Below are 20,963 nucleotides of genomic sequence, written 5' to 3'. Positions count from 1 at the left end.
GGTGATCCACGGTAACCCCGCTCACCCGGCGAGTGGTTCGGTGAACCGCGCGATCGCCGCGACCACCGCGAGGTACCGGGGTGACTGCACGGCGTCGAATCCGTGCTGTGCGCCGGGCAACTCGGCGTAGAACACCGGGTTCGACGACCCGGCCCGCAGATGCCGCTCGAGCCTGCGCGAGCCCTTGACCGGCGTGTACATGTCGTCTGTGCCGTGGATGACCGCGACGGGCGGCGCACCGTCGGCCGGGTGCCGCACCGGGTCGGAGATGTCCTTCGTCTCTGCTCCCAGCCGGCCGTAGTAACCGTAGAGCCCGATCGCCCCCGCGAGGCTCGTGTCGGCCTCCTCGAAGCCCGGCTGGAAGCGCGGGTCGCCGGCGGTCAGCGCGGTCATCATGGCGATGTGCGCGCCGGCCGAACTGCCCGCCACCACGATCGGCGCATCGGCTCCGATGCCGTGTCGCGGACCCTCGGTCCGGATCCAGTAGATGAGCCGTTTGATGTCCACCAGGTGCTGTGGGAAGCCCGCCTCCGGCGTGGGGGACAGGTGATAAGTGGTGCTGACGGAGGCCCATCCACGGAGGGCGTGGTCGAACAGCATCGCGCGGGACTCCCGGCTCGGGCCGCCCGCACGGAAGTGGCCGCCGTGGATGTGGATCAACACGCCGCGCGGCCGACCACCGTCTCTCGGGGTGTAGAGGTCGAGCCGGTTCGCGCGGGGGTCGGGGCCGTAGACGAGTCCGCGCCGCGCCCGGATCGAGCGGGGCCGCACCGGCCACGGCCGCAGCAGCACCGTCGGCCACGGCGTCCGGTTGCGGGCGGTGGTCCTCGTCGTCGTATCGACCGCGCCCGACCCCGCAAAGCCCTCGAACGCCCGGTCCAGCACCCGCGCCGCCGCGCGGTGCCGGGCCAGCACCACGGCCAACCCGCCGCATGTCAGGGCCGCGAGCCCCGTTCCCACCCGGTCCGCGGTGGTGACCGGACCGACGGCCAGAGCGCCCGCCGTCACCGCCGCCACGCCGATGCCGGTGTGCACCGGGAGCTCCAGCGCGGGCAGGCTCACCACCCAGCCGGCGGCGGCAGCGGCGAACGGCCTGCGGACCGGGGCCAGCGCGAAAGCGGTCGAGAGGGCGGGCGGGACGAGGAGCAGTGGCAGCACGGGTCAGGCCTCCGGGTGGGGTGAGCGTTCCCATGCGGCGACCGGGCCGGGGACGAGGTCGAAGATCGGGTGGGGCCGCGGCGAGGTGAGTCGGATGAGCCAACCTGGGTCGCGCGCCTCGACCTTGGCGCGCAGGTGCACCCATTCCGACGCGAGCTGCCCGTCGGTCAGCGGGAGCCGTTCGGGCCCCGCGGGCAGGGCCACCCGGGTGCGGTCGAAGCGATAGCCGCGCGAGTCGGCGGCGTCGGCCAGGCCGTGGAGCCAGGTGGCGATCCCCGCGGCCGGGTCGCGCGTTGTGCGGAACCGCTCCAGCTGCGGGTGATGGCGATAGCCCTCGGTCAGCCCGCGGAGTACCTTCTGAGCCAGGAGTCCCTCGCGCCACCCGGCGACCAGCGCGGCGCGGTCGAGCAGGTCGGGATGGATGCTCCACAGGCGCATCCGGCGAGTATAGGGCCGCGGGCGTGGGGCGATGCGGACCGAGAGTCCGGACCAAGCGTGCGGACCGGGAATGCGGACCGATAGTGCGGACGAGGAGACCGGGATGACGACGACGACGCCGCCGACGCTCGACGAGGTGATGGCCGAGCTCGCCGAGCTGGCCGACCCCAGGATCCGGGAGGTCAACGAGCGGCACGGGGACGACCACGCGGTCAATCTGACCAGGCTGCGTGCGGTGGCCAAACGCATCAAGAAGAACCAGCCCTTCGCGCTGGAGCTGTGGGCGACCGGCGACTCGGCGGCGCGGTTGCTGGCGCTGCTCGTGTGCCGACCGAAGGAGTTCTCGCCCGGCCAGCTGGACGCGATGCTGCGCGAGGCCCGGACCCGCAAGGTGCACGACTGGCTGGTCGGTTACGTGGTGATGAAGGGCCCGCACGCCGAGCAACTGCGCCGGGAGTGGCTGGGCGATCCCGATCCGGTGGTCGCCGCCGCGGGCTGGGCGCTCACTGCCGACAGAGTGGTCAAGGAGCCCGAGGGGCTGGACCTGCCGGGACTGCTGAGCGGGATCGAGGCCGAGATGGCCGGCGCGCACGAGCGACTGCAGTGGGAGATGAACACCTGCCTGGCGCAGATCGGGATCCAGCACCCGGAGCTGCGGGGGCGCGCGCTGGAGATCGGCGAGCGCCTCGGGGTGCTCCGCGATTACCCGACCCCCGCGGGATGCACCTCGCCGTACGCGCCCGAGTGGATCGGCGAGATGGTCCGCCGCAAGGAGGGCTGAGCCCGCGGCTCCGCCCGGCCGTCCCGCGGCGCCGCCCCTCGGCGCCCCCGGCCGCCGCCCCCCGGCGAATGGTCGCAAATGTGCGAGATCCGGCTCACTCACCTGGGGAAACGTGATGATGATCGACCGCTCGCCGGGGGGCGGAGGTGCGCCGAGGGGCGGCGGTGGTTCGGGCGGTGGTGTAGGTCGAGGCGTGGGCGGCGGCGACCGCCGAGTCCTCCGCGTCCGGGGTGCGCGCGGGGACCGGGGAGCTCTCGAGAGCGGTCTCAAGTGCTCGCCGCAGTTCACCGACCGCGGGCGTCGCCGGGTCGTAGGTCCCCGCGCCGGCGCCCCACTGCTCGGTCAGGAAACCGACATCCGGGATGACCGGCGGCAGCCCCAGGTCGCGGCACAGCTCCAACCAGCCGGAATGCGTGCCGTGGCGGTGGGGCAGGACCAGGGTGTCGAACCCGGAGAGGGCCCGGCACAACTCGTCGTCGGTCAGTTTCTCGTGTGAGCGGATCTCGACGTTCGTGCGGTCGGCGACCGCATCCAGCGCGAGTGCAGCCGCGTGCCGGGCATGGCCTGGATCGTGGGCGGCGGCGAGGGCGTCGGCGCGCACCATCACCACCAGCTCGGCGGCGTCGGGGAGGGCCTGCGCGAGCTGCGGCAGCAGGTCCTCGACGGCGACCCCGGCGCGCAGCGAGCCCAGCGCCACGCCCACGATCCGCCGCCCACCGGTGCGCTCGAGGCGACCCCGGCTGCCGGGATGGTCGAGCCGCCGGAGTCGGTGGGGTTCGGTTATCTCGGCCGGCATGAGCCGCGGATGCGCGATGACCTGCGCGTCCACCCCCCACAGGCGCCGGATCTCGTCGGCCGCGCCCGTGGTCAGCGTGATCACCGCGTCGGCCCCGCGCACCAGATGCCCGGTGCGCTCGAGATGCGCGGCCGGGTCGGCCTCGTGCGGATTGGTCAGGTCGTGCACGGTCACCACCAGCGGCACCCCGCGAGCCCGGACCGCGGAGACGAATTCCGACACCTGAGCGGGGCTGCGGTGCTCGTAACCGAAGTGCACGTGCACCAGATCGGCTCCGTCGAGCACCTCGGGGCGCCCGGCGGCCTCGAGCACCGGGTGCGGCCACCAGCGGGAGGGCTCGGCCGGGTCCGGCACCGGGTCGTCCAGCACCACGACCCCGGCAGCCGGGCCGATCGCGTGGCGGACGTAGTCGTGCCCGGCGGGGATCGATCGGACCCGCAACGCCGGGGAGGGGGAGCCAGGGTTCACCCCGCCACGGTGTCACGTTCGCCAGCTGCCACGTCCGCCGGCGGCCACGTCCGCCGGTTGCCGCGGCCCGGGAGCCTGCATACCCTCAGCTCGGTGACCACCACCGATGTCCCGTCCGTCATGGTGATCGGCAATTGCCAGGCCGACGTCTACCGCGACCTGCTGCGCGCGGCCCCCGGGGTCGCGGTGACGGACGTGCGGCCGGTGTACGAGATGACGGCCGAGGACCTGCCGGATCTGCACGCCGATCTCGCCCGCACCGACGTGCTGATCGTGCAGCCCGTCCGCGACGACTACCGCGGCCTGCCGCTCGGCCACCGCCAACTCGCGGCGCAGCTGCCGGCCTCGGCCACGGTCGTCCTGGTGCCGGTCCTGCGGTACGCGGGGCTGCACCCGTACCAGGTCCTGATCCGGCCCCCGCAGGACCGCTCGTTGGTCCCGCCGATCGCGCCCTACCACGACCTGCGGGCGATCGTGGCCGCCGCGGCCGGGGACCGGGATGTGCTCCAGGCCGCGCCCGACCCCGCTCAGGCGCACGCGTCGGCGCGGGAGTCGGTCGAGGCGCTGCGCACCCGCGAACAGGCCCACGGCACGGTGATCGCCTCGGACCTGCTCGAGGGCATCCCCCGCTGGCACACGATCAACCACCCGGACCGCCGCACCCTGGCAGAGGTCTTCGATCGCATCCTCGCCGAGCTGCCCGCGGGCATGATCGAACCGGCACCGGTGATCGGGGATCGCGAGCCACTCGGGGCCACCAGGGCGCCCGTGGACCCCGCCGTCGAGCAGGCGCTGGGGCTGCCGGCGACCGGCCCGCGCGACTGGCTGGTCGGCGGTGCCCGGGTCCCGACGCGAGAGGTCGTCGAGGCCCACCTGGACTGGTACGCCGCCACCCCGGGCGTGGTGGAGGAGGGGCTGCGCAGGCACGCCGCCCGTATCGAACTGCTGGGGCTCAGGTGAGCGCCCCGCTGACGATCGCCCTCGGTCCGCCGGCGCACGGGGTCACCCGGTTCGCCGTCGAGTGCGCGCACGCCGCCGGGACCGAGGTGCTCGAGGTGCCGGACGTCGTCGCGCTGCAGGACACCCTGGCCGCGCGCCCGGCCGTACCCGTGCACCTGCACGTCACCGACGCATTGTTCGGCGCGACACCGGACGGCGCGGCCGAGACCATCGAGGCGCTGGCGCGGGACCGCCCGGTGGCCGTGACCCTGCACGACGTCCCCCAGCCGGCCGAGGGCGCCGAGCGGTGTCGGCGACGCACGCGGGTCTACCGGCGCATCGCGGCGGTGGCGGGACTGGTGGTGGTGAGTTCCGAGCACGAGCACCACCTCTGCGCGGACGCGGGGATCGCCGTCGACGTGGTCATCCCCCTGGCCGTCCCCGACCTGGGCGGCGCCGCGGCCCGACGAACCGGCGGGTCGACCCCGGACGAGCGGTCGGTGGGTGTGTTCGGTTTCCTGCACCCCGGAAAGGCGGTGGACGTGGTGGCCGAGGCGGTCGCCGAGCTCGCGGCCGCGGGCGACGACGCCGTGACACTACGACTGTTGGGCCAGCCCGCCGACGGTCACGAGGACTACGTGCGCGCGGCGGTGGACACGGTGGGGGCGGCCGGGGGCCGGGCCGAGCTGACCGGGAGGATCGACGACGACGAGCTCGCCCACGTCCTCGGTGAGGTGACCGTGCCCGTCGCACTGTTCCGCAACGTGTCGGCGTCGGGCTCCCTCAACACCTGGGCGGCCGCCGGGCGCCGCCCACTCGTCAGCGACTCGGAGTACACCCGCGAGATGCACCAGCGGCGCCCCGGGTCCCTGCTGCTCACCGGTGTTCCTCGCTCCGCGGGTGCCGCTGACCTGGCCGGCGACCTGCGACGACTGCTCGACGACCCCGCGCCGACCCGCGTCGAGCCGCCCGAACCCGGGCTCGCGGAGCTGGGCCGGGCGTACCTGCGAGCCTGGGCCGGGTGGTCGAAGTGACAATGGTCGACATGACAGTGGTCGACATGAGCGTGGACGTGGTGATCCCGTACTACCGGGACCAGCCGATGCTCGACCGGATCCTGGCAGCACTGCATGCCCAGACGGATCTGGCCGAGCCGCCGCGGGTGATCGTCGCCGACGACGGCTCACCCACCCCGCCGGCCGTCCCGCCCGAGGTCACCGTGGTGCGGCAGGAGAACCTCGGCTTCCGGGCCTCGGCGGCGCGCCACCTGGGGGCCGGCGCCGGGAAGGGCGAGGTGATCCTGTTCCTCGACGGCGACACGGTCCCCGAGCCGGGGTACGTGGCCGCGATGCTCGCCGCGCTCGACCGGAACCCGGACCTGCTGGTGGTGGGCCGGCGCCGGTACGGGCGGTTCGCCGAGCCGGGCGGTGACCGGCCCCGCGGGGACATCGACCTCGACACGGACATCCACTCCGACCTGCACGTGGCCGAGGTCCTCCCCGATCCGGTGTGGCCGGCCTCGTTCTACGCAGAGACGGACGGACTGACCCGCGGCGAGGGCGCGTGGCGGGCGGGACTCTGGCGCGGGGTGCTCTCCGCGGTGTGCGGTCTGCACCGCCGGCTCTACGATCTGGCCGGAGGGTTTGATCCACGGATCGTCGGCTACGGCGGCGAGGACTGGGACCTGGCCTGGCGCTGCGAGCAGGCCGGCGGCCGCCTGCGCTACGTCCCCGAGGCGCAGGCCTGGCACGACGGCCCGGACTGGGCGGGCCGGGAGGAGGACCCGGAGCACATGGCGCAGAAGAACGCCGAGACCGCCCGCCTCGGCCCGCTCATCGCGAACCCGCTCACCCGGCCCGCCGGAGGGATCTTCGAGGTCCCGCTCATCGCCGCACACGTCCACGCCGGCCACGCGGGCAGCGGGGCCGACGCGGCCACGTGCGCCTCGCTCCTGCGTTGGGCGGACGTGACCGTGACCGTCGACCCGGACACCCCGGACGCCGCGGTGATCGCCGAGCTCTTCGCCGCCGATCCCCGGGTCCGGCTCACCGCGCGCGGCCCGTGGTGGGCCGAGGGCCCGGCGGGTGCGGGACCTCGTCGTCGTCCCGAGGTCCTGGTCGACATCCACCGTCCCTGCGCGCTCGGGGCGCTCGACCCGGAGCGGTTGCGCGCACTGTGCCCACCCACGGGCAGCGTCACCGTCGACGACGAGGGCCGCGTCCTGGCGGAGGTCCGCACCTCGCGCGCGTTGGCGCGGGAACAGATCTGGGGCGAGACCCCGGGCGCACCGGAGTCGATCGCGGCCTCGGACGTCGGGGTCGGACTCCTCGGGACGGGCGGCGCGGGGGTGCGGCTCGAACGGGTTCTCGGCGGGTGGTGACAGGCCCTCCGGCGGCGTGACCACCCCTTGCGGTGGCGGCGGGCCCCCCGGGGGGTCACCATCTGAGTTCGGGGAGAAACGGCCGGCCGCCGGAGTATCCGGAATGCGTGCCAGAGACGAAGTGACCGAGCCGAGATGACCGAGCCGAGAGGGGGCCCGTGGACGCCCAGAACGACGACCCGATGACCATCGCGGTGATCGGACCCTCACGGTTCCCCATCAGGGAGCCGTACGCCGGTGGTCTCGAGGTGGTGGTGGCCAAGGAGGTCTCCGCGCTGCGTGAGCGAAGGCACCGCGTGACCCTGTTCGCCGCCGCCGGCAGCGAGGGCCACGATCCGCGCTTCGAGTTCACCTCGATGGTCGGCGTCACGGGCTTCGGGGACAGCTTCTACCCGCCGGGTGGCTACGAGGCGGACGCCGCCGAGTTCCACCGTCTGATGGATCACCTGGCCGGCTCCGGGTTCGACGTGGTCCTCAACCACAGCCTGAGCCACGTCCCGCTGACCCGGGCCACAGACCTGGACGCCCGCCTCATCACCACGTTGCACTGCCCGCGGCTCGGCCCGATGCAGGAGGCGTTCGACCGGGTGGGCGAGGCGACGGGAGACGTCCTGGCGGTCAGCCACTCCGTCCTGAGTTCGTGGCGGGTGCCGCAGGGGGCCGAGGTGGTCCCCAACGGTGTGGAGACGCGGATCTGGCGACCGCGGGCCACGGCCGCGAACCCGCCGCGAGCGGTGTGGAGCGGACGCATCGTCCCCGAGAAGGCGCCACACCTGGCCGTCGACGCGGCCCTGCGGGCAGGCATGACCCTGGACCTGGCGGGCCGGATCGGTGACGAGCAGTACATGCGGAGAGTCCTGGCGCCGCGACTGCGGGACGCGGGCAGCGCGGTCCGTTTCCACGGGGCCCTCGGCCGCGACGCGCTGGTCCCGCTGGTCGCCGGGGCCTCGGTGGCGTTGGTGACCCCGTGCTGGGAGGAGCCCTTCGGACTGACCGCCGTCGAGGCCCTGGCCTGCGGGACCCCCGTGGTCGCCCTGGCTCGCGGCGGGATCCGCGAGATCCTCAGCGGTCAGCCCGGCGTGGTCCTGGTCGATCCGGGTCGCGATCCCGCCACCGCACTGTTCGCGGCCATCCCCGCGGCCCTGACCCTCGACCGGGTGGCCACCGCGCGCGCGGCCGCGGCGACGTTCTCCCATGAGAGACGGATCGACCGGGTCGAGGCGCAACTGAGAGGGCTTCCTGTCGGGGCCGCCCCGTGATCGGGGTGTACGCGCACCATCACGGCAGCGGGCACCTCCAGCGCGCGTTCGCCGTGGCCGCGGAACTGGACGACGAGGTCACCATCCTGACCTCCGCCACCGTGCCCGCCGGCGTCAACCCCGACCCCGGGCGAATCCGGGTGCTGCACCTGCCCATGGACCACGACGGTCCGGGAGCGGTGGCCGCGCCCGACGACACGGCCCTCGAGCCGAGCGCCGGCGGCCGCCTGCACTGGGCCCCGCTCGGCCATGCGGGACTACGGCAGCGGACCGCGCAGTTGACCGGGTGGATCGACCGCCACCGGCCCACCGTGATGTGGACGGACATCTCCGTCGAGGTCACGCTGGCCACCCGGCTGACCGGGACCCCCGTGGTCTCCACCGTCCTCCCCGGCCGCCGTGACGACCCGCCGCACGTCCTCGCGCACGGGGTGTGCTCGGCGCTGGTCGCCGGCTGGCCGCGGTCGGCGGGCGCCCCCGTTCCCGCCGGAGCGGATCGGCCGCTGATCGCAGTGGGCGGGGTCTCGCGCTTCGCCTCCCGCCACCCTGATCCGGCCGACCGGGGCCACGGACGACCCCGCGTCCTGCACCTGCGGGGCAGCGGGGGTGACGACCGGGACCGGCGATGGGACGCGGTCCGCGACCAGCTCCGCGACGTCGAGTGGGTGGAACTCGGGGGACCCGGAGGCCGCTGGGTCGCGGACCCGTGGACCGAGCTGTGCCGCGCCGACGTGGTGATCAGCGCCGCCGGCCAGAGCTCGGTGGCCGACCTCGCCGCCGCCGACGCCCACGTGGTGGCGGCCCCCGAGCAGCGCCCCTTCGCCGAGCAGGACGACACCGCTACGCGACTTCAGCACCTCGGTCACGGGGCGGTGGTGGCGCGTGACTCCTCCGTGCCGGACCTCGTCCGAACGGTGAGCCGGACCCTCGAGAGGTCGCGGTCGAGTCCGGGGGCGGGGTCGGGCCTGCGCCGGGCGTGGGAGATCGACGGCGCGGCCCGGAGGCTGGCGGCGGTGCTGGAGGCGGTGTCGACAGGAACGCGGCCTGCGGATCCGGCCGCGGGCGCGGGGTCGGCGGATCCGGCCGCGGGGGCGCCGAGTTCCGTGAGCGTCGGCGCGCGATGACGCCCGCCCTCCACGCGCCGTCGATGGCAGTGGTGACCGTGTGCACCCCCGGCCGGGCCGGGCACCTACGCTCCCAGCGCCGGGCGCTGTCCGCGCACCTGCCCGGCGCCCGCCACGTGGTGGTGTTGCCCGAACGACCGGGTAGCGCGGAGCTGGCAGCCGAACTCGCCGAGGACGGGGCGGACCCACTGGAGCTGCCCGCCGGTCCGGACCTGCCGGTGGCCCGCTGCCGGAACCTCGGCGGGGACCGGGCGGTGGAGCTCGGAGCCGAGCTGCTCGTGTTCCTGGACGTGGACTGCATGCCCGGACCGGCGCTGGGTTCCCGGTACCGCGAACTCCCGTCCGATGCGGTGGGGCTGGGCCCGGTCACCTACCTACCCGAGTCCGTCGGCGCCCCCGACCCGGCCGAGCTGCGCGGACTCACCGATCCGCACCCGGCGCGTCCGTTCCCGGAGCAGGGGATGCGCCGGCTGGAGCCGGAGGAGTTCGGGATGTTCTGGTCGCTGTCCTTCGCCCTGCACGCCGACCTCTGGGCGCGGCTGCGCACGGATTTCGGCGGGTTCGACGAGCAGTACACGGGTTACGGCGCCGAGGACACCGACTTCGGTCGCAGGCTGCTGTATCGCCGGGTGCCGGTGCTGCTGGTGGCGGGAGCCCACGCCTACCACCGGTGGCACGCGGTGTCCGACCCACCGGTGGAGCACCTCGAGGACCTGCTGCGCAACGGCGCCCACTACGCCGAGCGTTGGGGGGAGTGGCCGGCCCCGGGCTGGTTCGAGGAGTTCGAGCGCAGGGGGCTGGTCCGGCGCGAGGGCGACGGATGGGTCGCGTCCGGCGACCCGGCCGGTGCCTGACACCTCGCCCCGGGTCAGCCCAGGAACGCCTGGTCCGAGAGGGTGGCGCCCTTGATCTTGGTGAACTCGCGCAGCAGATCCTGCACGGTGAGCGAGGACTTGGTCGCGGCGTCCGCCTCGTAGACGATCCGCCCCTCGTGCATCATGATCAGCCGGTTACCCAGCCGGATCGCCTGCTCCATGTTGTGCGTGACCATGAGCGTGGTGAGCCCGCCGGTGTCGACGATCCGCTGGGTGAGCGCGGTGACGAGCTCGGCGCGCTGCGGATCGAGCGCCGCGGTGTGCTCGTCCAGCAGCATGATCCGCGGCTGGGTGAAGCCGGCCATGAGCAGCGACAGTGCCTGCCGCTGCCCGCCGGAGAGCAGACCGACCTTGGCGGTGAGCCGGTCCTCGAGGCCCAACTCGAGCAAGGCGAGCTGCTCGACGTACTGCGCCCGCCGCTTCTTGCTCAGGCCCGGCTCGAGACCTCGGTGCCGCCCACGCAGGTACGCCAGTGACAGGTTCTCCTCGATGGTGAGGTTGGGGGCGGTCCCGGCGAGCGGATCCTGGAAGACGCGGCCGACGTACTTGGCCCGCTTGTACTGGGGTAGCCGGTTGACGTTCTTCCCGTCGATCTCGATGTTGCCGCTGTCCGCCAGGAGCCGCCCGGACACGGCGTTGAGCAGTGTCGACTTGCCGGCGCCGTTGGAACCGATCACGGTGACGAAGTCGCCCTCGGCCAGGGTGAGGCTGAGCTGGTCGAGCGCAGTGCGCTCGTTGACCGTGCCCGGGAAGAAGGTCTTGGACACGGTGGTGACGGTCAGCATCGTCACGCCTCCTTGGTAACGGTCGAGGCGGTGCCCGCGGACCCGGGTGCGGGGTCGACGGCGGCCCCCGTGCCGGCCGAGGCGCGGTCGTTGGCTGCGCTCGTCGTCGTCGGCTTCCGGCCGAACCGCCCGCCCATGGACTTCCACCTGGGCGCGAGCAGCGCGACCACCACGAGCGCTGCGGTGACGGCCTTCATGTCGTTGGGGTCGAGGCCGACGCGGAGGGCCGCGAAGATGATGAGCTGGTACAGCAGGGCACCCAGGATCACGGCGAACACCGCGAGCACCAACTTGCGCTGCCCGAGGACGGCCTGCCCGATGATCACCGACGCCAGGCCGACGAGGATGAGGCCGATGCCCATCGAGATGTCGGCGAATCCGCGGTACTGGGCGATCAGTGCGCCGCACATGCCGACGAAGCCGTTCGACAGTGCCAACGTGAGGGTCTTGGTGAAATCGGTGGAGACTCCGAACGAGGAGATCATGGGGCCGTTGTCGCCCGTGGCCCGGATGGACAGACCGAGATCGGTGGTGAGGAACCACAGGACGACCAACCCGAGCAACAGGACCACGACCGCGAGGATCGCGACTCCGGGCCACTCGCCCAGCAGGTCGGCGTCCTGCAGGGGGGTGAACACGGTGTCGCTGCGCAGTAGCGGGATGTTCGCGCCGTCCATGATCCGCAGGTTGACCGACCACAGCGCGATCATGGTGAGGATACCGGCGAGGAGGCCGTCGATCTTGCCCTTGGTGTGCAGCAATCCCGTGACCGTGCCGGCGAGGAACCCGGTGACGAACCCCGCGAGGGTCGCGAGCACCGGGTTCCAGCCGGCGAGGATGCCCATGGCCGCTGTGGCGGCGCCCGTGGTGAAGCTGCCGTCGACGGTGAGGTCGGGGAAGTTGAGCACGCGGAAGGTCAGGTAGACCCCCAGTGCCATGACCCCGTAGATGAGGCCTACCTCGACGGTCCCGATCACTTCTTCTCAGCCTCGGCGAGGATGTCCTCGGGGATGGTCACGCCCTGACGCTCGGCGGCGTCCTCGTTGACGACGTAGGTGAACTCGGTCGCGGTCTCGACGGGCATGGTGGCCGGGTCCTCTCCGTCACGCAGGATGCGCAGCGCCATCTCGCCGGTCTGGCGGCCGAGCTCGGTGTAGTCGATGCCGAGCGTGGCGACGGCCCCGCCCTCGACGGTGCCCTCCTCGGCGGCGATCACGGGGATCTGCTTGGCCTCGGCGACCTGGACGAGAGAGGCGATGCCGGAGACGATCATGTTGTCCGTGGGGACGTAGATCGCGTCGACGTCGCCGAGCGCCTCCACGGCCTGCTGGATCTCGTTGACCGTAGTGACGGTCTGGGTCTCGATCTCCAGTCCGAGCGGCCCGGCCGCCTCCTCGGCCTGGTCCACCTGGACCTGCGAGTTCACCTCGCCGGAGGCGTAGACGATGCCGATGCGTTCGGCGTCGGGGACGATCTGCTTGAGCAGCTCGAGCTGCTGGTCGATCGGCGCGGCGTCGGAGGTGCCGGTGACGTTGGCGCCCGGCTCCTCCATCGAGTCCACCAGCTCCGCGGAGACCGGGTCGGTCACCGCGGTGAACAGCAGCGGGATGTCGGTGATGTTCTGTGCCATGGCCTGCGCGGCGGGGGTGGCCACCGCCAGGGCGAGGTCCAGATCGTCGGCGGCGAACTGCTGGGCGATGGTCAGCGCTGTGCCCTGCTCGCCGTTGGCGTTCTGCTCCTCGAACTCCACCTCGACGCCGGCCTCGGAGAACGCCTCCTTGAAGCCCTCGGTGGCCGAGTCGAGAGCGGGGTGCTGGACGAGCTGGTTGATGCCGATCTTGTAGGACTCGCCGCCGCCTGAGGCGCCGTCATCGGAGTCACTGGTGCAACCTGCGAGGACGAGCGCCGACGTGGCGACCAGTCCGGTGATGAGCTTCGCGCGTGCAAATGCCATGTGCCATGCCTTGTCTACGGTCACGGTAGAACGTGAGGGGCCGGATGTCGGAACAGTGCTGGCACATGAGGGTACCGGGTCACTCCGACCTCACGGCCCGTGACTCACCTGGCGGGGTGCCGATCCGGCTCCGATTCCGCCAGTTCGCGATTCCAGGTGCGGAAACCCTCCTCGGTGCGACCCCGTCGCCAGTATCCGGAGATCGACGCCCGGTGGGCCGGGACGCCGCGCTCCGAGCGGAGGTAGGGCCGCAGGTGCTTCATCACGGTCTCCGCCTCGCCGTGTACGAACACCTGGACGTCACCGTCGGGCCACGGCATCTCCCGCACGGCGACGACCAGCGGGGCATCGCCGTCGATCCGTCCGGGGGCGGCCTGAGTGGAGGAGACCCCGCGGTGCAGCCAGGTGATCTCCTCGCCCGCCGGGGCGGAGATCACCACTTCGTCGTCGTCGCCCCCGACCTCCAGGAACACCGCCCCCGCCGAGTCGGACGGAAGGGTCTCCAGGGCGGCGGAGATCGCGGGGATCGCGGTCTCGTCCCCGGCGAGGAGATGGAAATCGGCCTCGGGATCGGGCCGGTAGCCTCCGCCGGGGCCACGGACCGCGACGGTGGTGCCCGGTGAGACCGTGCGCGCCCACGGGCCGGCAACGCCCTCGTCGCCGTGCACGATGAAGTCGATCCAGATCTCGCGGGCCCGCGGGTCGACGCGCCGCACGGTGTAGGTGCGGACCACGGTCTCGTCCCCGGAGGGGAATTCGAGCTTGACGTAGCTGTCCGTCTCGGCACGAGGGGCGAAGGTGTCGAACCCCGGACCCCCGAGGACCACGCGCACCATGTGGCGGCTCACGGTCTGGGTCCGGAGCACGGTGAGGGTGGTGGGGGTGGGGTTCTTTCGGTCGCGAGCCATGCGGTCCTCCTCGAGTTAGGTAACCCTATCCTGCCAGGTCGCCTCCCGGGCGCGACGAGGGCCGAGGGTGTCGACTACCGCGCGGCTGATGTAGGATATATGTGATCTGACACGCCGACGCGGTTTGTGTGTGCGAGACGCATCCGCAGTGCACAGGGAGTGGGACGATGGCCAGAGGAACGCGATCCGCCGGTACGGATGTGGAACCGAGGGCGATCCGGCACCTCCCGGACCTGTCCACCCACCTGTGGTTCTGGCTGCCCGCCGCCAATGTGGTGATGCAGTTGGCCGACCCCGCGGTCGGGTACGGCGTCGTCGAGAGCCGGGTGGACCGGGGACGAGCAGACCTGCGTCCGATCAAGCGTGGCCGCACCACCGCGCAGTACCTCGCCGTGGCGACACTGGGCACCGAGGCGGACCGGCAGTTCTTCCATGACGCCGTCCACCAGATCCACGCGCAGGTCTACTCGACCGAATCCAGCCCGGTGCGCTACGACGCCAACTCCTCGAGCTCGCAGACGTGGGTGGCGCTGTGCCTGGTGCGGTACTACATCGATCAGTGGGAGATGGTGCACGGGCCGCTCACTGAGGTGGAACTCGACCACGTGATCGACCTGGCGCGACCGCTCGGAACCACGCTGAACGTCCCCGAGGCCCGCTGGCCGGCGTCGTGGGCCGAGTACGAGCGCCGCTTCGCCGAGGGCGTCGAGGGCGTCCGTATCGACGACACCGTCCGCGACTTCCTGCAGGCGATCGCCGACTTCCGGGTGCTCGAGGTGCGGATGAGGCAGCTCGGGACGCTCGCGCACAAGACCCTCGGGCCGTGGAGTCTGTCCATGACCAAGTTCGCCGTCCCCGAGCGCATCCGTGAGGAGATGCACTGGACGATCACCCACCACGATGTGCGGCGCCGCCGGATCGTGGTCACCCTCGCGGGCGCGCTCGACAAGGTGCTCTCCAGGCCGCTCCGCGTGGTCTACACCCTGAACCTCTGGGACCTGCGGGTTCGCCGGCGCCTGGGCGTCCGCGTCTTCTGACGGCGCCGCGCAGCGGCCGGACGCCGCGGGTAGGTCGTCAGGTCGCGCGGAGGAACTCCATCGGGGCCGACTCCTCGAACTGGCCACTGACCTCCCCGACCAGTCCGCCCTCGAGGCCGGGGTCGGCGACGAGGTCGAGTCTGCGGGTCGGCGCCCCCTCGGACAGGTCGAGGTTGTCGAGGCGCACCCACACGATGTTGGGCCGCCGGGTGTTCTCGAACACGTAGACGCCGTCGACGTGATCGGTGACGGTCCGCCATAGCGTGGTGGAGGCGTTCGGGTGGTCCGGATCCGGCACGCGGAACGGTTGCGAGGCGTTGCGCATCACGCTCAGGATCTCCGCCACGGCCTCCGTGCGGTCGGCGGGGTCGGGCAGATGCTCGAGGTAGAACGCCGCGCGGGCAAACCTCTCATCGGCGTCGTTTCCGCCGGGGAGCGGACGGTCCCCGCCGAAGCCCTTGATCTCGCGGAGTCGCTCGAGCTGCTCGGCGAACGGCGGTGAATTCGTCATCACCGCGTAGGAGCGGTCGTGCCAGATGTGGGGTTCGCCGTCGATGTACTCGACTATGGCGGAGTCACCGGTGCGGTCGTCGAGCGCCAGGTGGACGGTCACGGTGTCACTGGTGACCGGATCTCCCGAGGTCCGGATCTGGACCCGGGACTGCCTCATCCAGGCGACTGCCTCGGCGACGGTCGCGAAGTTGTCCAGCAAGTACTGCACCCATGCCGAGGCGCTCAGGGCCGGACGTGCGGGATCGCGATCGCCGTAGTCGGACTCCGCGAGCCACAACAGGTGGCCGGCCAGGCCCGCCTCGTTGATCCCGTCCGTGCTCGCCAGGTCGTAGGCGGCGGCCACGACGCTGCCGTACGTCGAGGTCCAGCGAAGGGTGTCATCCACGCCGTTGTCGCGGGCCATCCCCCTGGGAAACGCCCACAGGTTGGTCCGCAGATCCACCCCGTAGTCCATGGTGCGGCCGGCAAGGACCAGTTCCCGGTTCGGGGACCAGAGAGTTCGCGTGCACATAGGGCTGCCTTCCCGCACCGTCGAGTGAAGATGAAGAAAAGCTATCACCGCCCAGCCGGGATCGGGTCGCGAACCGGGCCCGCGGTTAGAGGCCCATCGCGTTCATCCGGGCGGAGATCCTGCCGTCGGTGCTCACGATCGGGGCTTCCTTGTCCACCCACGAGTCCCCGCCGAAGTACATCTGGAAGATCTTCTCCGCCGTGCGGGTCGCGATCGCCTGGGTCGTCAGCGTGGGGTTGGGCCGCCGAGCGAGTTGGCCAGCGCCGAGTTGTCGGAGATGAACAACCGCTTGACCCACCGGGCCTCCGCGTTGCCGTCGAGCACCGAGTTCTGGTCGGACTCGCCCATCCGCATCGACGAGTGCACGTGCAGGAGCAGGGGGGCCCAGTCGAGCCGGTAGACCTTCTTCGCACCGGCGGCGCGCATGATCTCGGCCGCGCGGCGGACCATGAACTCCCGGTTCTCGAGAGTGCGGCGTTTGCGGTGACGCAGCGAGATGTCGATCTTCGCGGGTGCCCCGTTCTCGTCGGCCGGGAACAGTGACGGGGTGACGCGGTTGCCCGGTTCCACGTGATCGTCGGTGATCACGAGGAAGTTGAGCATGTTGTCGATCCCGCCCATCATCAGGTCCTTGAGCTCGTTGCCCACCAGGCGACCCGCCGGCCCGTCCCAGGGGCCGGTGAAACCGCGGCCGTTGTTATAGTAGCCGCGGGAGCCCGAGTCGGAGAGGGAGAGCGCGAAGGCCTGGATCGCCGGCCCCAACCCGACGTTCTCGATCCCGCCCCGTCCGGGGAAGTCCATGCGCGCCGAGGAGTTGGCGCCCTTCGAGTTCCCGGTGTATTCATCGAAACTGCCCACCACCCAGTCGAAGAAGTGGTCCGTGTGCCCCCGACCGACCCAGTCGTTGGGATTGGGGAGCCCGCTGTTGAACCACAGTCGGGGACTCTCGGTGGCGCCACCGGCGAGCACCACGACCCGGGCGTCCTCGGAAAAGATCTCCCCGGTGGCGTTGTCGCGCCACGTCACCCCCCGGGCCACCGTGTGCGCGCCCTCCTGCTCGTGGCGGATCGACTGCACGAAGCTGTTCGCCAGCAATTCGAAGGCCCGCCCGCCGGGTCGGACGGCGTCGGCGGCCAGTCCGAGCGGGACGTAGCTGTTGTCGGTCGAGCGTTTGGCGAACTGGTTCCGTGGCGCCTGTCGGGGCAAGTAGCACCCCTGGAAGCAGTGGTCGCAGAAGGTGCAGCCGGTGGCCTGCGGGTAGGCGAGCAGATCGGAACGGTCGGTCGTGCCGGCGGTCCCCCCGGGTTGGAGGATGGCGTTCTGCTGAGGGCGGAAGGCGTTCCGGGTGATGTTCCTGGAGGTCTGGAGGGGTAGTCCGAAGTTCTCGCAGCCCCGGAAGGTCAGCGCCTCCTTGGTCCCCATCGCGGCGGTCTCGATGGGGAGCGTGGCCTCGACCCATTCGAGGTAGGGCACGAGCTCGTCGTAGGTGAACGGGAAGAGGTGCCCGGTGTCGTACTCCGCGGCGTCCGCTCCCGTGTAGCCGCGGAAGACGCCGGGCATGGGGCGAGGGCTGTTGCCGTAGTAGTGCTGGGTGGTCCCGCCGACGCCGGACAGCTGCCAGACGAACATGTTGGTGGTCCACTCCCGGAACCACGCCGGCTCGGAGCGGTCCTCGGGGCCGAACCGGAGGAAGCCGTTGTTCGGGTTGTTGGCGTCGTTCTCCGCGTGCGACCACTGGGTCTCCGGGTCGGCATGGCCGGGACCGCCCTCGAGGACCAGGACGTCGAGCCCGCGTCCGGCCAACTCCGCCGCGACGACCGGTCCGCCGCCTCCTGCGCCGATGACGATGACATCACGCATCTGCCGGCACCTCCGTCCGATTCTGGTAGTAGCCGATGAACTCGTCGTGACCGTCGACCAGGCCGTTCGGCCGGTAGCCGGTGAGGTCCCAGGGGACCGGTCGTGGCTCGACCGTCCTGGTGACGGGGTTGTAGTTGTGCTGCTCCGAGTACACGCCGAAGGTCGTCCCCTCGAGGAGGATGCCGCCGGCGAACTTCAGGAACCCGGAGGCCGTCCCGCGCAGCGGGACCGGCAGCGCGCCGTCGATGATCGAGACGAACTGCGGCACCGAGCCCTCGATCCCCTCGAGGACCCGGAGCTTGTCGGGCAGGGAGAGCCGGGAGAACGGGGAGCCGAGCGGGCCGACGATCGTCTGCGGGGCGACGAGCAGCGCGCCCGTGTTGAGCAGGAGCGCAACGGGGAGGGACAGGGGGAGGACCCGGTTGCTGTAGACGTACCCGAGCAGCTGGTCGATCCGGCGGCCCTCGGGTTCGCTCAGTCCGAGGAAGGGCCCCGTCTGGATGCCCAGATCCGAGAGCGCCTGGGCTATCCCCAGGGCGAGCGGGCGGGCGAGTTGGTCGCCCATGCCCAGGTAGTTGTCGAAGAGGTCCTTCATGAACTCGCCGCCACTGACCTCGATGGGACCGGGGTCGGTACGTGGGGTGCCCTGTTGCCGTGACCACTCGTCCGGGCCGGGCATGACCATCACGCACAGGCCCCGCATGGTGTCGAGGGAGAAGGCCTCGACCGCGTCGAAGGCGTTGCTTCCGGTTTGCGCGTTCGCGCGACTCACCGGCCCCAGCGAGTCGCCCAGTGTTCCCGGCAGGGCGACGCCCGCGCCGACGAATGTTCCGAATAGCGACGCCCGTGTGAGGAACGCCCTCCGGTTGAAGTGGTCCACGGTCCGGCCTTTCTTTAGGGGAGGAAAGCAACCGTAACCATGTGATTTTGTTCACGCTTCCGCAACGAGAGGCTTTTCTTATCCCTCGTTGTCGTGTATATCGTCCCGTCCGGTGTACGGCAGCAGGCTCGAGGCGTCGCCGAGGTCGTCGCGGCCGATCACCCCCAGGCTTCCGTCCTGCTGGAGGATCACCGCGGCCACCTGCTCAAGGGATCCCTTCCCGGATTGCCGCGCGGCGGTGTGGACGTCCTCCTCGAGGAGGCGGTGGCTCCGCAGTGCCCTGTCCTGGATCCGCCCCTGGTAATAGAGGAGAACCGGTGGGTTGTCGAGCAGCGCCCGCACCCGCGTCGACTTGGCGCGAGCGGCCGCGAAGACCCACTGGATCCCCACCAGGAGGGCCAGCACGAGGACCGTCTGGGCCAGGGGCACGGAGGTGGCGGTGAGCGTACGGCCGAAGGCCGACCCGATGGTCACGGCGACGATGAAGTCCAGAGGGGTCATCTTGGCCATCGTCCGTGGGCCGGACACGCGGAGGATCAGTACGAGGGCGACGAAGCCGCAGACGACCATGACAGCGGAGTGGACGATCGGTCCCCAACCGTCCCAGATCAATGTGGAGTCCATGCCGCGCATCGTGCGCGCACGGCAGGAGGAGGGCAACCGGCCCCGGCGTCAGGCCATGCTGACGACGGCCGGTGTGGCCGACCGGAGCGGGCAGCGCTCCTTGAACCCGAGCATGCAGATCGCCGCGGCCGTGGCCAGGACCACGACGATGCCGAGGATGATCGGTGCGGCGGGGAAGGGCAGTTCCTGGGACAGGACGAAGGCGCCCATGAGCAGGACGAAGTAGCCGAAGCCCTTGCGCAGTGCCTTCTCCGGTACCACGGAGGTGAGCCGGACGCCGATGAACGACCCGGCGATGGCGGCGGCGGTGACCGCGGCGACGAGCGGCCAGTCGAGGCTGACCGAGGTGAGGTATCCGCCGAGGCCGGCGAAGGACTTCATGGCGATGACCAGCAGGGAGGTGCCCACGGCGGCGGTCATGGGCAGGCCCGCCAGGAGGACGAGGGCCGGGACGACGAGGAAGCCGCCGCCCGCGCCGACCAGGCCGGTCGCGGCGCCCACGACAAGGCCATCCAGGAGGATTCGCCAGAGGGGATGGTGGTGGTCGGTGCTCTGCCCGTCGCGGTCCTTGCGTCCCTTGATCATGGCGCCGGCGGTGGCGATCATCATGATCGCGAAGGCGACCATGAGGACGGTGCCGGGGATGTAGCCGCCGGCCAGTCCGCCGCCGAATGCGCCCACCATGCCGGCGGCGCCGAAGATCAGTCCCGTGCGCCACTGGACGTTGCCCTTGCGGGCGTGGCCGACGAGGCTGACGAGTGAGGTGGCGCCGACGACGAACAGGGAGGTCGCGATGGCCTCGCGGGGATCGAGCCCTCCGATGTAGGTGAGCAGTGGGACGACGAGGATGGAACCGCCCCCGCCGAGCAGGCCCAGGGACAGTCCGACCAGGACGGCCAGGGCCACGACGATGATCGTGGTGATCTCCATGTCAGGTGCCTTTCTCCGGCGGGGGCGCCGGGGTGGGATCGGTCAGGAGCGGGTGGGCAGCGAGTCCAGGACGGCGCCGAGGCCGGGCTCGTCGGCCGACCGGTTCCACGGCATCTTCGACAGGCCTGCGGCCATGGCGCAGGAGTTGCTCGCCGCGGAGTACGTCAGGCCCGCGCCGATGGCGCCGGCGAGGTAGGCGAACCTGGGGGAGCCGACCTTGGAGGCCGTGACGCCGGCCAGGACGAGCGAGCCGGCGACCATGCGGACCTGCCGGTCCATCGCCCAGGCGCCCTTGCCGCGGACGACCTCGCCGCCGGCGGCCTCGTAGCCGGCGATGCCGCCGTCGAGGACCGTGACCGAGGCGGGGTCCACGCCCACCGACTCGAGCCGCTCGTTCGCCTGGCGGGCGCGGTTGCCGGACTGGCAGATCAGGACGACCTGACCGGGCAGGCGGGCGGCGAACTCCTCACCGTGCTCCGCGAGCAGGGGGAGCGGCACGTTGTAGGAGCCGCGGAGGTGGACCGAGGAGAACTCTGCACCGGACCGCACGTCGATGACGGTGGGCGGGGTGTCCGAGTCCAGGGCGTCGCGCAGGTCGGCGGGGGCGATGGTCGGGGCGTTGGTGAGCGTGGAGAGCATGGGTGACGCGAGTTCCTTTGACTGTTCGGGGAGTCGGGGTGGTGGCGGGTGCGCCACCGGGCCGAGGGCCGGACGGGGTGTCCGGCCCCCGGGGTGCGGGATGC

The 20,963-nt window shown here is 71.7% G+C and carries 21 protein-coding genes; 8 read left to right on the top strand and 13 right to left on the bottom strand.

The window, feature by feature from the left end:
• Positions 1–21: 21 nt before the first annotated feature.
• Together NJE57_RS15585 and NJE57_RS15580 are read right to left on the bottom strand one after the other, a co-directional pair.
• Positions 22–1,158 carry an alpha/beta hydrolase gene (locus NJE57_RS15585; protein ID WP_319029432.1) on the bottom strand — a complete coding sequence of 379 codons (1,137 nt, stop codon included), beginning with the start codon at positions 1,156–1,158 and terminating at the stop codon, positions 22–24.
• A 3-nt stretch (positions 1,159–1,161) separates the two neighbouring features.
• On the bottom strand, positions 1,162–1,596 hold the full coding sequence (locus NJE57_RS15580) for a pyrimidine dimer DNA glycosylase/endonuclease V (protein WP_319029431.1): 435 nt from the start codon (positions 1,594–1,596) through the stop codon (positions 1,162–1,164).
• A 103-nt stretch (positions 1,597–1,699) separates the two neighbouring features.
• Here NJE57_RS15580 and NJE57_RS15575 point away from each other — a divergent pair, with 103 nt between their 5' ends.
• Positions 1,700–2,377: a DNA alkylation repair protein gene (locus tag NJE57_RS15575; RefSeq protein WP_319029430.1), complete on the top strand. Its 678-nt coding sequence runs from the start codon at positions 1,700–1,702 to the stop codon at positions 2,375–2,377.
• Positions 2,378–2,471: 94 nt separating this feature from the next.
• Here the strand turns inward: NJE57_RS15575 and NJE57_RS15570 are convergent, their stop codons facing one another.
• Positions 2,472–3,641, bottom strand: coding sequence for a glycosyltransferase (locus NJE57_RS15570; RefSeq protein ID WP_319029429.1), 1,170 nt, complete (start codon positions 3,639–3,641; stop codon positions 2,472–2,474).
• A gap of 93 nt (positions 3,642–3,734) precedes the next feature.
• On the opposite strand from NJE57_RS15570, the gene NJE57_RS15565 reads away from it, so the two are divergent.
• The 6 genes from NJE57_RS15565 (at position 3,735) to NJE57_RS15540 (ending at position 10,197) form a co-directional block, all read left to right on the top strand.
• Positions 3,735–4,601 carry a WcbI family polysaccharide biosynthesis putative acetyltransferase gene (locus NJE57_RS15565; RefSeq protein ID WP_319029428.1) on the top strand — a complete coding sequence of 289 codons (867 nt, stop codon included), beginning with the start codon at positions 3,735–3,737 and terminating at the stop codon, positions 4,599–4,601.
• Positions 4,598–5,614, top strand: coding sequence for a hypothetical protein (locus NJE57_RS15560; protein WP_319029427.1), 1,017 nt, complete (start codon positions 4,598–4,600; stop codon positions 5,612–5,614). The genes NJE57_RS15565 and NJE57_RS15560 overlap by 4 nt, the downstream gene beginning before the upstream one ends.
• 11 nt (positions 5,615–5,625) lie before the next feature.
• Entirely contained in the window at positions 5,626–6,960 is a 1,335-nt protein-coding gene (locus NJE57_RS15555; protein WP_319029426.1) for a glycosyltransferase, read from the top strand.
• 158 nt (positions 6,961–7,118) lie between these two features.
• On the top strand, positions 7,119–8,219 hold the full coding sequence (locus NJE57_RS15550) for a glycosyltransferase (RefSeq protein ID WP_319029425.1): 1,101 nt from the start codon (positions 7,119–7,121) through the stop codon (positions 8,217–8,219).
• Positions 8,216–9,343: a hypothetical protein gene (locus NJE57_RS15545; RefSeq protein ID WP_319029424.1), complete on the top strand. Its 1,128-nt coding sequence runs from the start codon at positions 8,216–8,218 to the stop codon at positions 9,341–9,343. The genes NJE57_RS15550 and NJE57_RS15545 overlap by 4 nt, the downstream gene beginning before the upstream one ends.
• Positions 9,340–10,197, top strand: coding sequence for a glycosyltransferase family 2 protein (locus NJE57_RS15540; RefSeq protein WP_319029423.1), 858 nt, complete (start codon positions 9,340–9,342; stop codon positions 10,195–10,197). Before NJE57_RS15545 ends, NJE57_RS15540 begins: the two co-directional genes overlap by 4 nt.
• Positions 10,198–10,211: 14 nt before the next feature.
• Here the strand turns inward: NJE57_RS15540 and NJE57_RS15535 are convergent, their stop codons facing one another.
• From NJE57_RS15535 to NJE57_RS15520, 4 genes are all read right to left on the bottom strand, one after another.
• Positions 10,212–11,003, bottom strand: coding sequence for an ABC transporter ATP-binding protein (locus NJE57_RS15535; RefSeq protein ID WP_319029550.1), 792 nt, complete (start codon positions 11,001–11,003; stop codon positions 10,212–10,214).
• A gap of 2 nt (positions 11,004–11,005) precedes the next feature.
• A complete protein-coding gene (locus tag NJE57_RS15530; RefSeq protein WP_319029422.1) occupies positions 11,006–11,980 on the bottom strand; it encodes an ABC transporter permease in 975 nt (324 codons plus the stop codon).
• Positions 11,977–12,957, bottom strand: a complete 981-nt coding sequence (locus NJE57_RS15525) for an ABC transporter substrate-binding protein (protein ID WP_319029421.1) — start codon at positions 12,955–12,957, stop codon at positions 11,977–11,979. The genes NJE57_RS15530 and NJE57_RS15525 overlap by 4 nt, the downstream gene beginning before the upstream one ends.
• Positions 12,958–13,061: 104 nt before the next feature.
• Complete coding sequence (locus NJE57_RS15520; protein WP_319029420.1) at positions 13,062–13,865, bottom strand: siderophore-interacting protein; 804 nt, start codon at positions 13,863–13,865, stop codon at positions 13,062–13,064.
• Positions 13,866–14,032: 167 nt separating this feature from the next.
• Here NJE57_RS15520 and NJE57_RS15515 point away from each other — a divergent pair, with 167 nt between their 5' ends.
• A complete protein-coding gene (locus NJE57_RS15515; RefSeq protein ID WP_319029419.1) occupies positions 14,033–14,902 on the top strand; it encodes an oxygenase MpaB family protein in 870 nt (289 codons plus the stop codon).
• 37 nt (positions 14,903–14,939) lie between these two features.
• On the opposite strand, the gene NJE57_RS15510 is transcribed toward NJE57_RS15515, so the two are convergent.
• From NJE57_RS15510 to NJE57_RS15485, 6 genes are all read right to left on the bottom strand, one after another.
• Complete coding sequence (locus NJE57_RS15510; protein WP_319029418.1) at positions 14,940–15,926, bottom strand: linear amide C-N hydrolase; 987 nt, start codon at positions 15,924–15,926, stop codon at positions 14,940–14,942.
• A 225-nt stretch (positions 15,927–16,151) separates the two neighbouring features.
• Entirely contained in the window at positions 16,152–17,786 is a 1,635-nt protein-coding gene (locus NJE57_RS15505) for a GMC family oxidoreductase N-terminal domain-containing protein (RefSeq protein ID WP_319029417.1), read from the bottom strand.
• Positions 17,779–18,666 (bottom strand): hypothetical protein, encoded by an 888-nt coding sequence (locus NJE57_RS15500; RefSeq protein ID WP_319029416.1) that lies wholly within the window; start codon positions 18,664–18,666, stop codon positions 17,779–17,781. Before NJE57_RS15500 ends, NJE57_RS15505 begins: the two co-directional genes overlap by 8 nt.
• A gap of 78 nt (positions 18,667–18,744) precedes the next feature.
• Positions 18,745–19,290, bottom strand: a complete 546-nt coding sequence (locus NJE57_RS15495; RefSeq protein ID WP_319029415.1) for a DUF421 domain-containing protein — start codon at positions 19,288–19,290, stop codon at positions 18,745–18,747.
• 48 nt (positions 19,291–19,338) lie between these two features.
• The gene (locus tag NJE57_RS15490; protein WP_319029414.1) at positions 19,339–20,220 is read right to left on the bottom strand and encodes a sulfite exporter TauE/SafE family protein; all 882 of its coding nucleotides are present in this window, start codon (positions 20,218–20,220) and stop codon (positions 19,339–19,341) included.
• A gap of 42 nt (positions 20,221–20,262) precedes the next feature.
• Entirely contained in the window at positions 20,263–20,859 is a 597-nt protein-coding gene (locus NJE57_RS15485; protein WP_319029413.1) for a rhodanese-like domain-containing protein, read from the bottom strand.
• Between the last annotated feature and the right edge of the window lie 104 nt (positions 20,860–20,963).

It is taken from the genome of Dietzia sp. PP-33 (assembly GCF_033790845.1).
Taxonomy (GTDB): domain Bacteria; phylum Actinomycetota; class Actinomycetes; order Mycobacteriales; family Mycobacteriaceae; genus Dietzia.
The sequence above is the reverse complement of the archived record's forward strand: the minus strand, read 5'-3'. Positions and strand labels throughout refer to the sequence as shown.

Bases quoted from the DNA above. Each gene is read 5' to 3' on its own strand.
- NJE57_RS15580 (WP_319029431.1), bottom strand. From the start codon at position 1,596: ATGCGCCTGTGGAGCATCCATCCCGACCTGCTCGACCGCGCCGCGCTG.
- NJE57_RS15575 (WP_319029430.1), top strand. From the start codon at position 1,700: ATGACGACGACGACGCCGCCGACGCTCGACGAGGTGATGGCCGAGCTC.
- NJE57_RS15555 (WP_319029426.1), top strand. From the start codon at position 5,626: ATGACAGTGGTCGACATGAGCGTGGACGTGGTGATCCCGTACTACCGG.
- NJE57_RS15540 (WP_319029423.1), top strand. From the start codon at position 9,340: ATGACGCCCGCCCTCCACGCGCCGTCGATGGCAGTGGTGACCGTGTGC.
- NJE57_RS15535 (WP_319029550.1), bottom strand. From the start codon at position 11,003: ATGCTGACCGTCACCACCGTGTCCAAGACCTTCTTCCCGGGCACGGTC.
- NJE57_RS15525 (WP_319029421.1), bottom strand. From the start codon at position 12,957: ATGGCATTTGCACGCGCGAAGCTCATCACCGGACTGGTCGCCACGTCG.
- NJE57_RS15520 (WP_319029420.1), bottom strand. From the start codon at position 13,865: ATGGCTCGCGACCGAAAGAACCCCACCCCCACCACCCTCACCGTGCTC.
- NJE57_RS15515 (WP_319029419.1), top strand. From the start codon at position 14,033: ATGGCCAGAGGAACGCGATCCGCCGGTACGGATGTGGAACCGAGGGCG.
- NJE57_RS15510 (WP_319029418.1), bottom strand. From the start codon at position 15,926: ATGTGCACGCGAACTCTCTGGTCCCCGAACCGGGAACTGGTCCTTGCC.
- NJE57_RS15505 (WP_319029417.1), bottom strand. From the start codon at position 17,786: ATGCGTGATGTCATCGTCATCGGCGCAGGAGGCGGCGGACCGGTCGTC.
- NJE57_RS15495 (WP_319029415.1), bottom strand. From the start codon at position 19,290: ATGGACTCCACATTGATCTGGGACGGTTGGGGACCGATCGTCCACTCC.
- NJE57_RS15490 (WP_319029414.1), bottom strand. From the start codon at position 20,220: ATGGAGATCACCACGATCATCGTCGTGGCCCTGGCCGTCCTGGTCGGA.
- NJE57_RS15485 (WP_319029413.1), bottom strand. From the start codon at position 20,859: ATGCTCTCCACGCTCACCAACGCCCCGACCATCGCCCCCGCCGACCTG.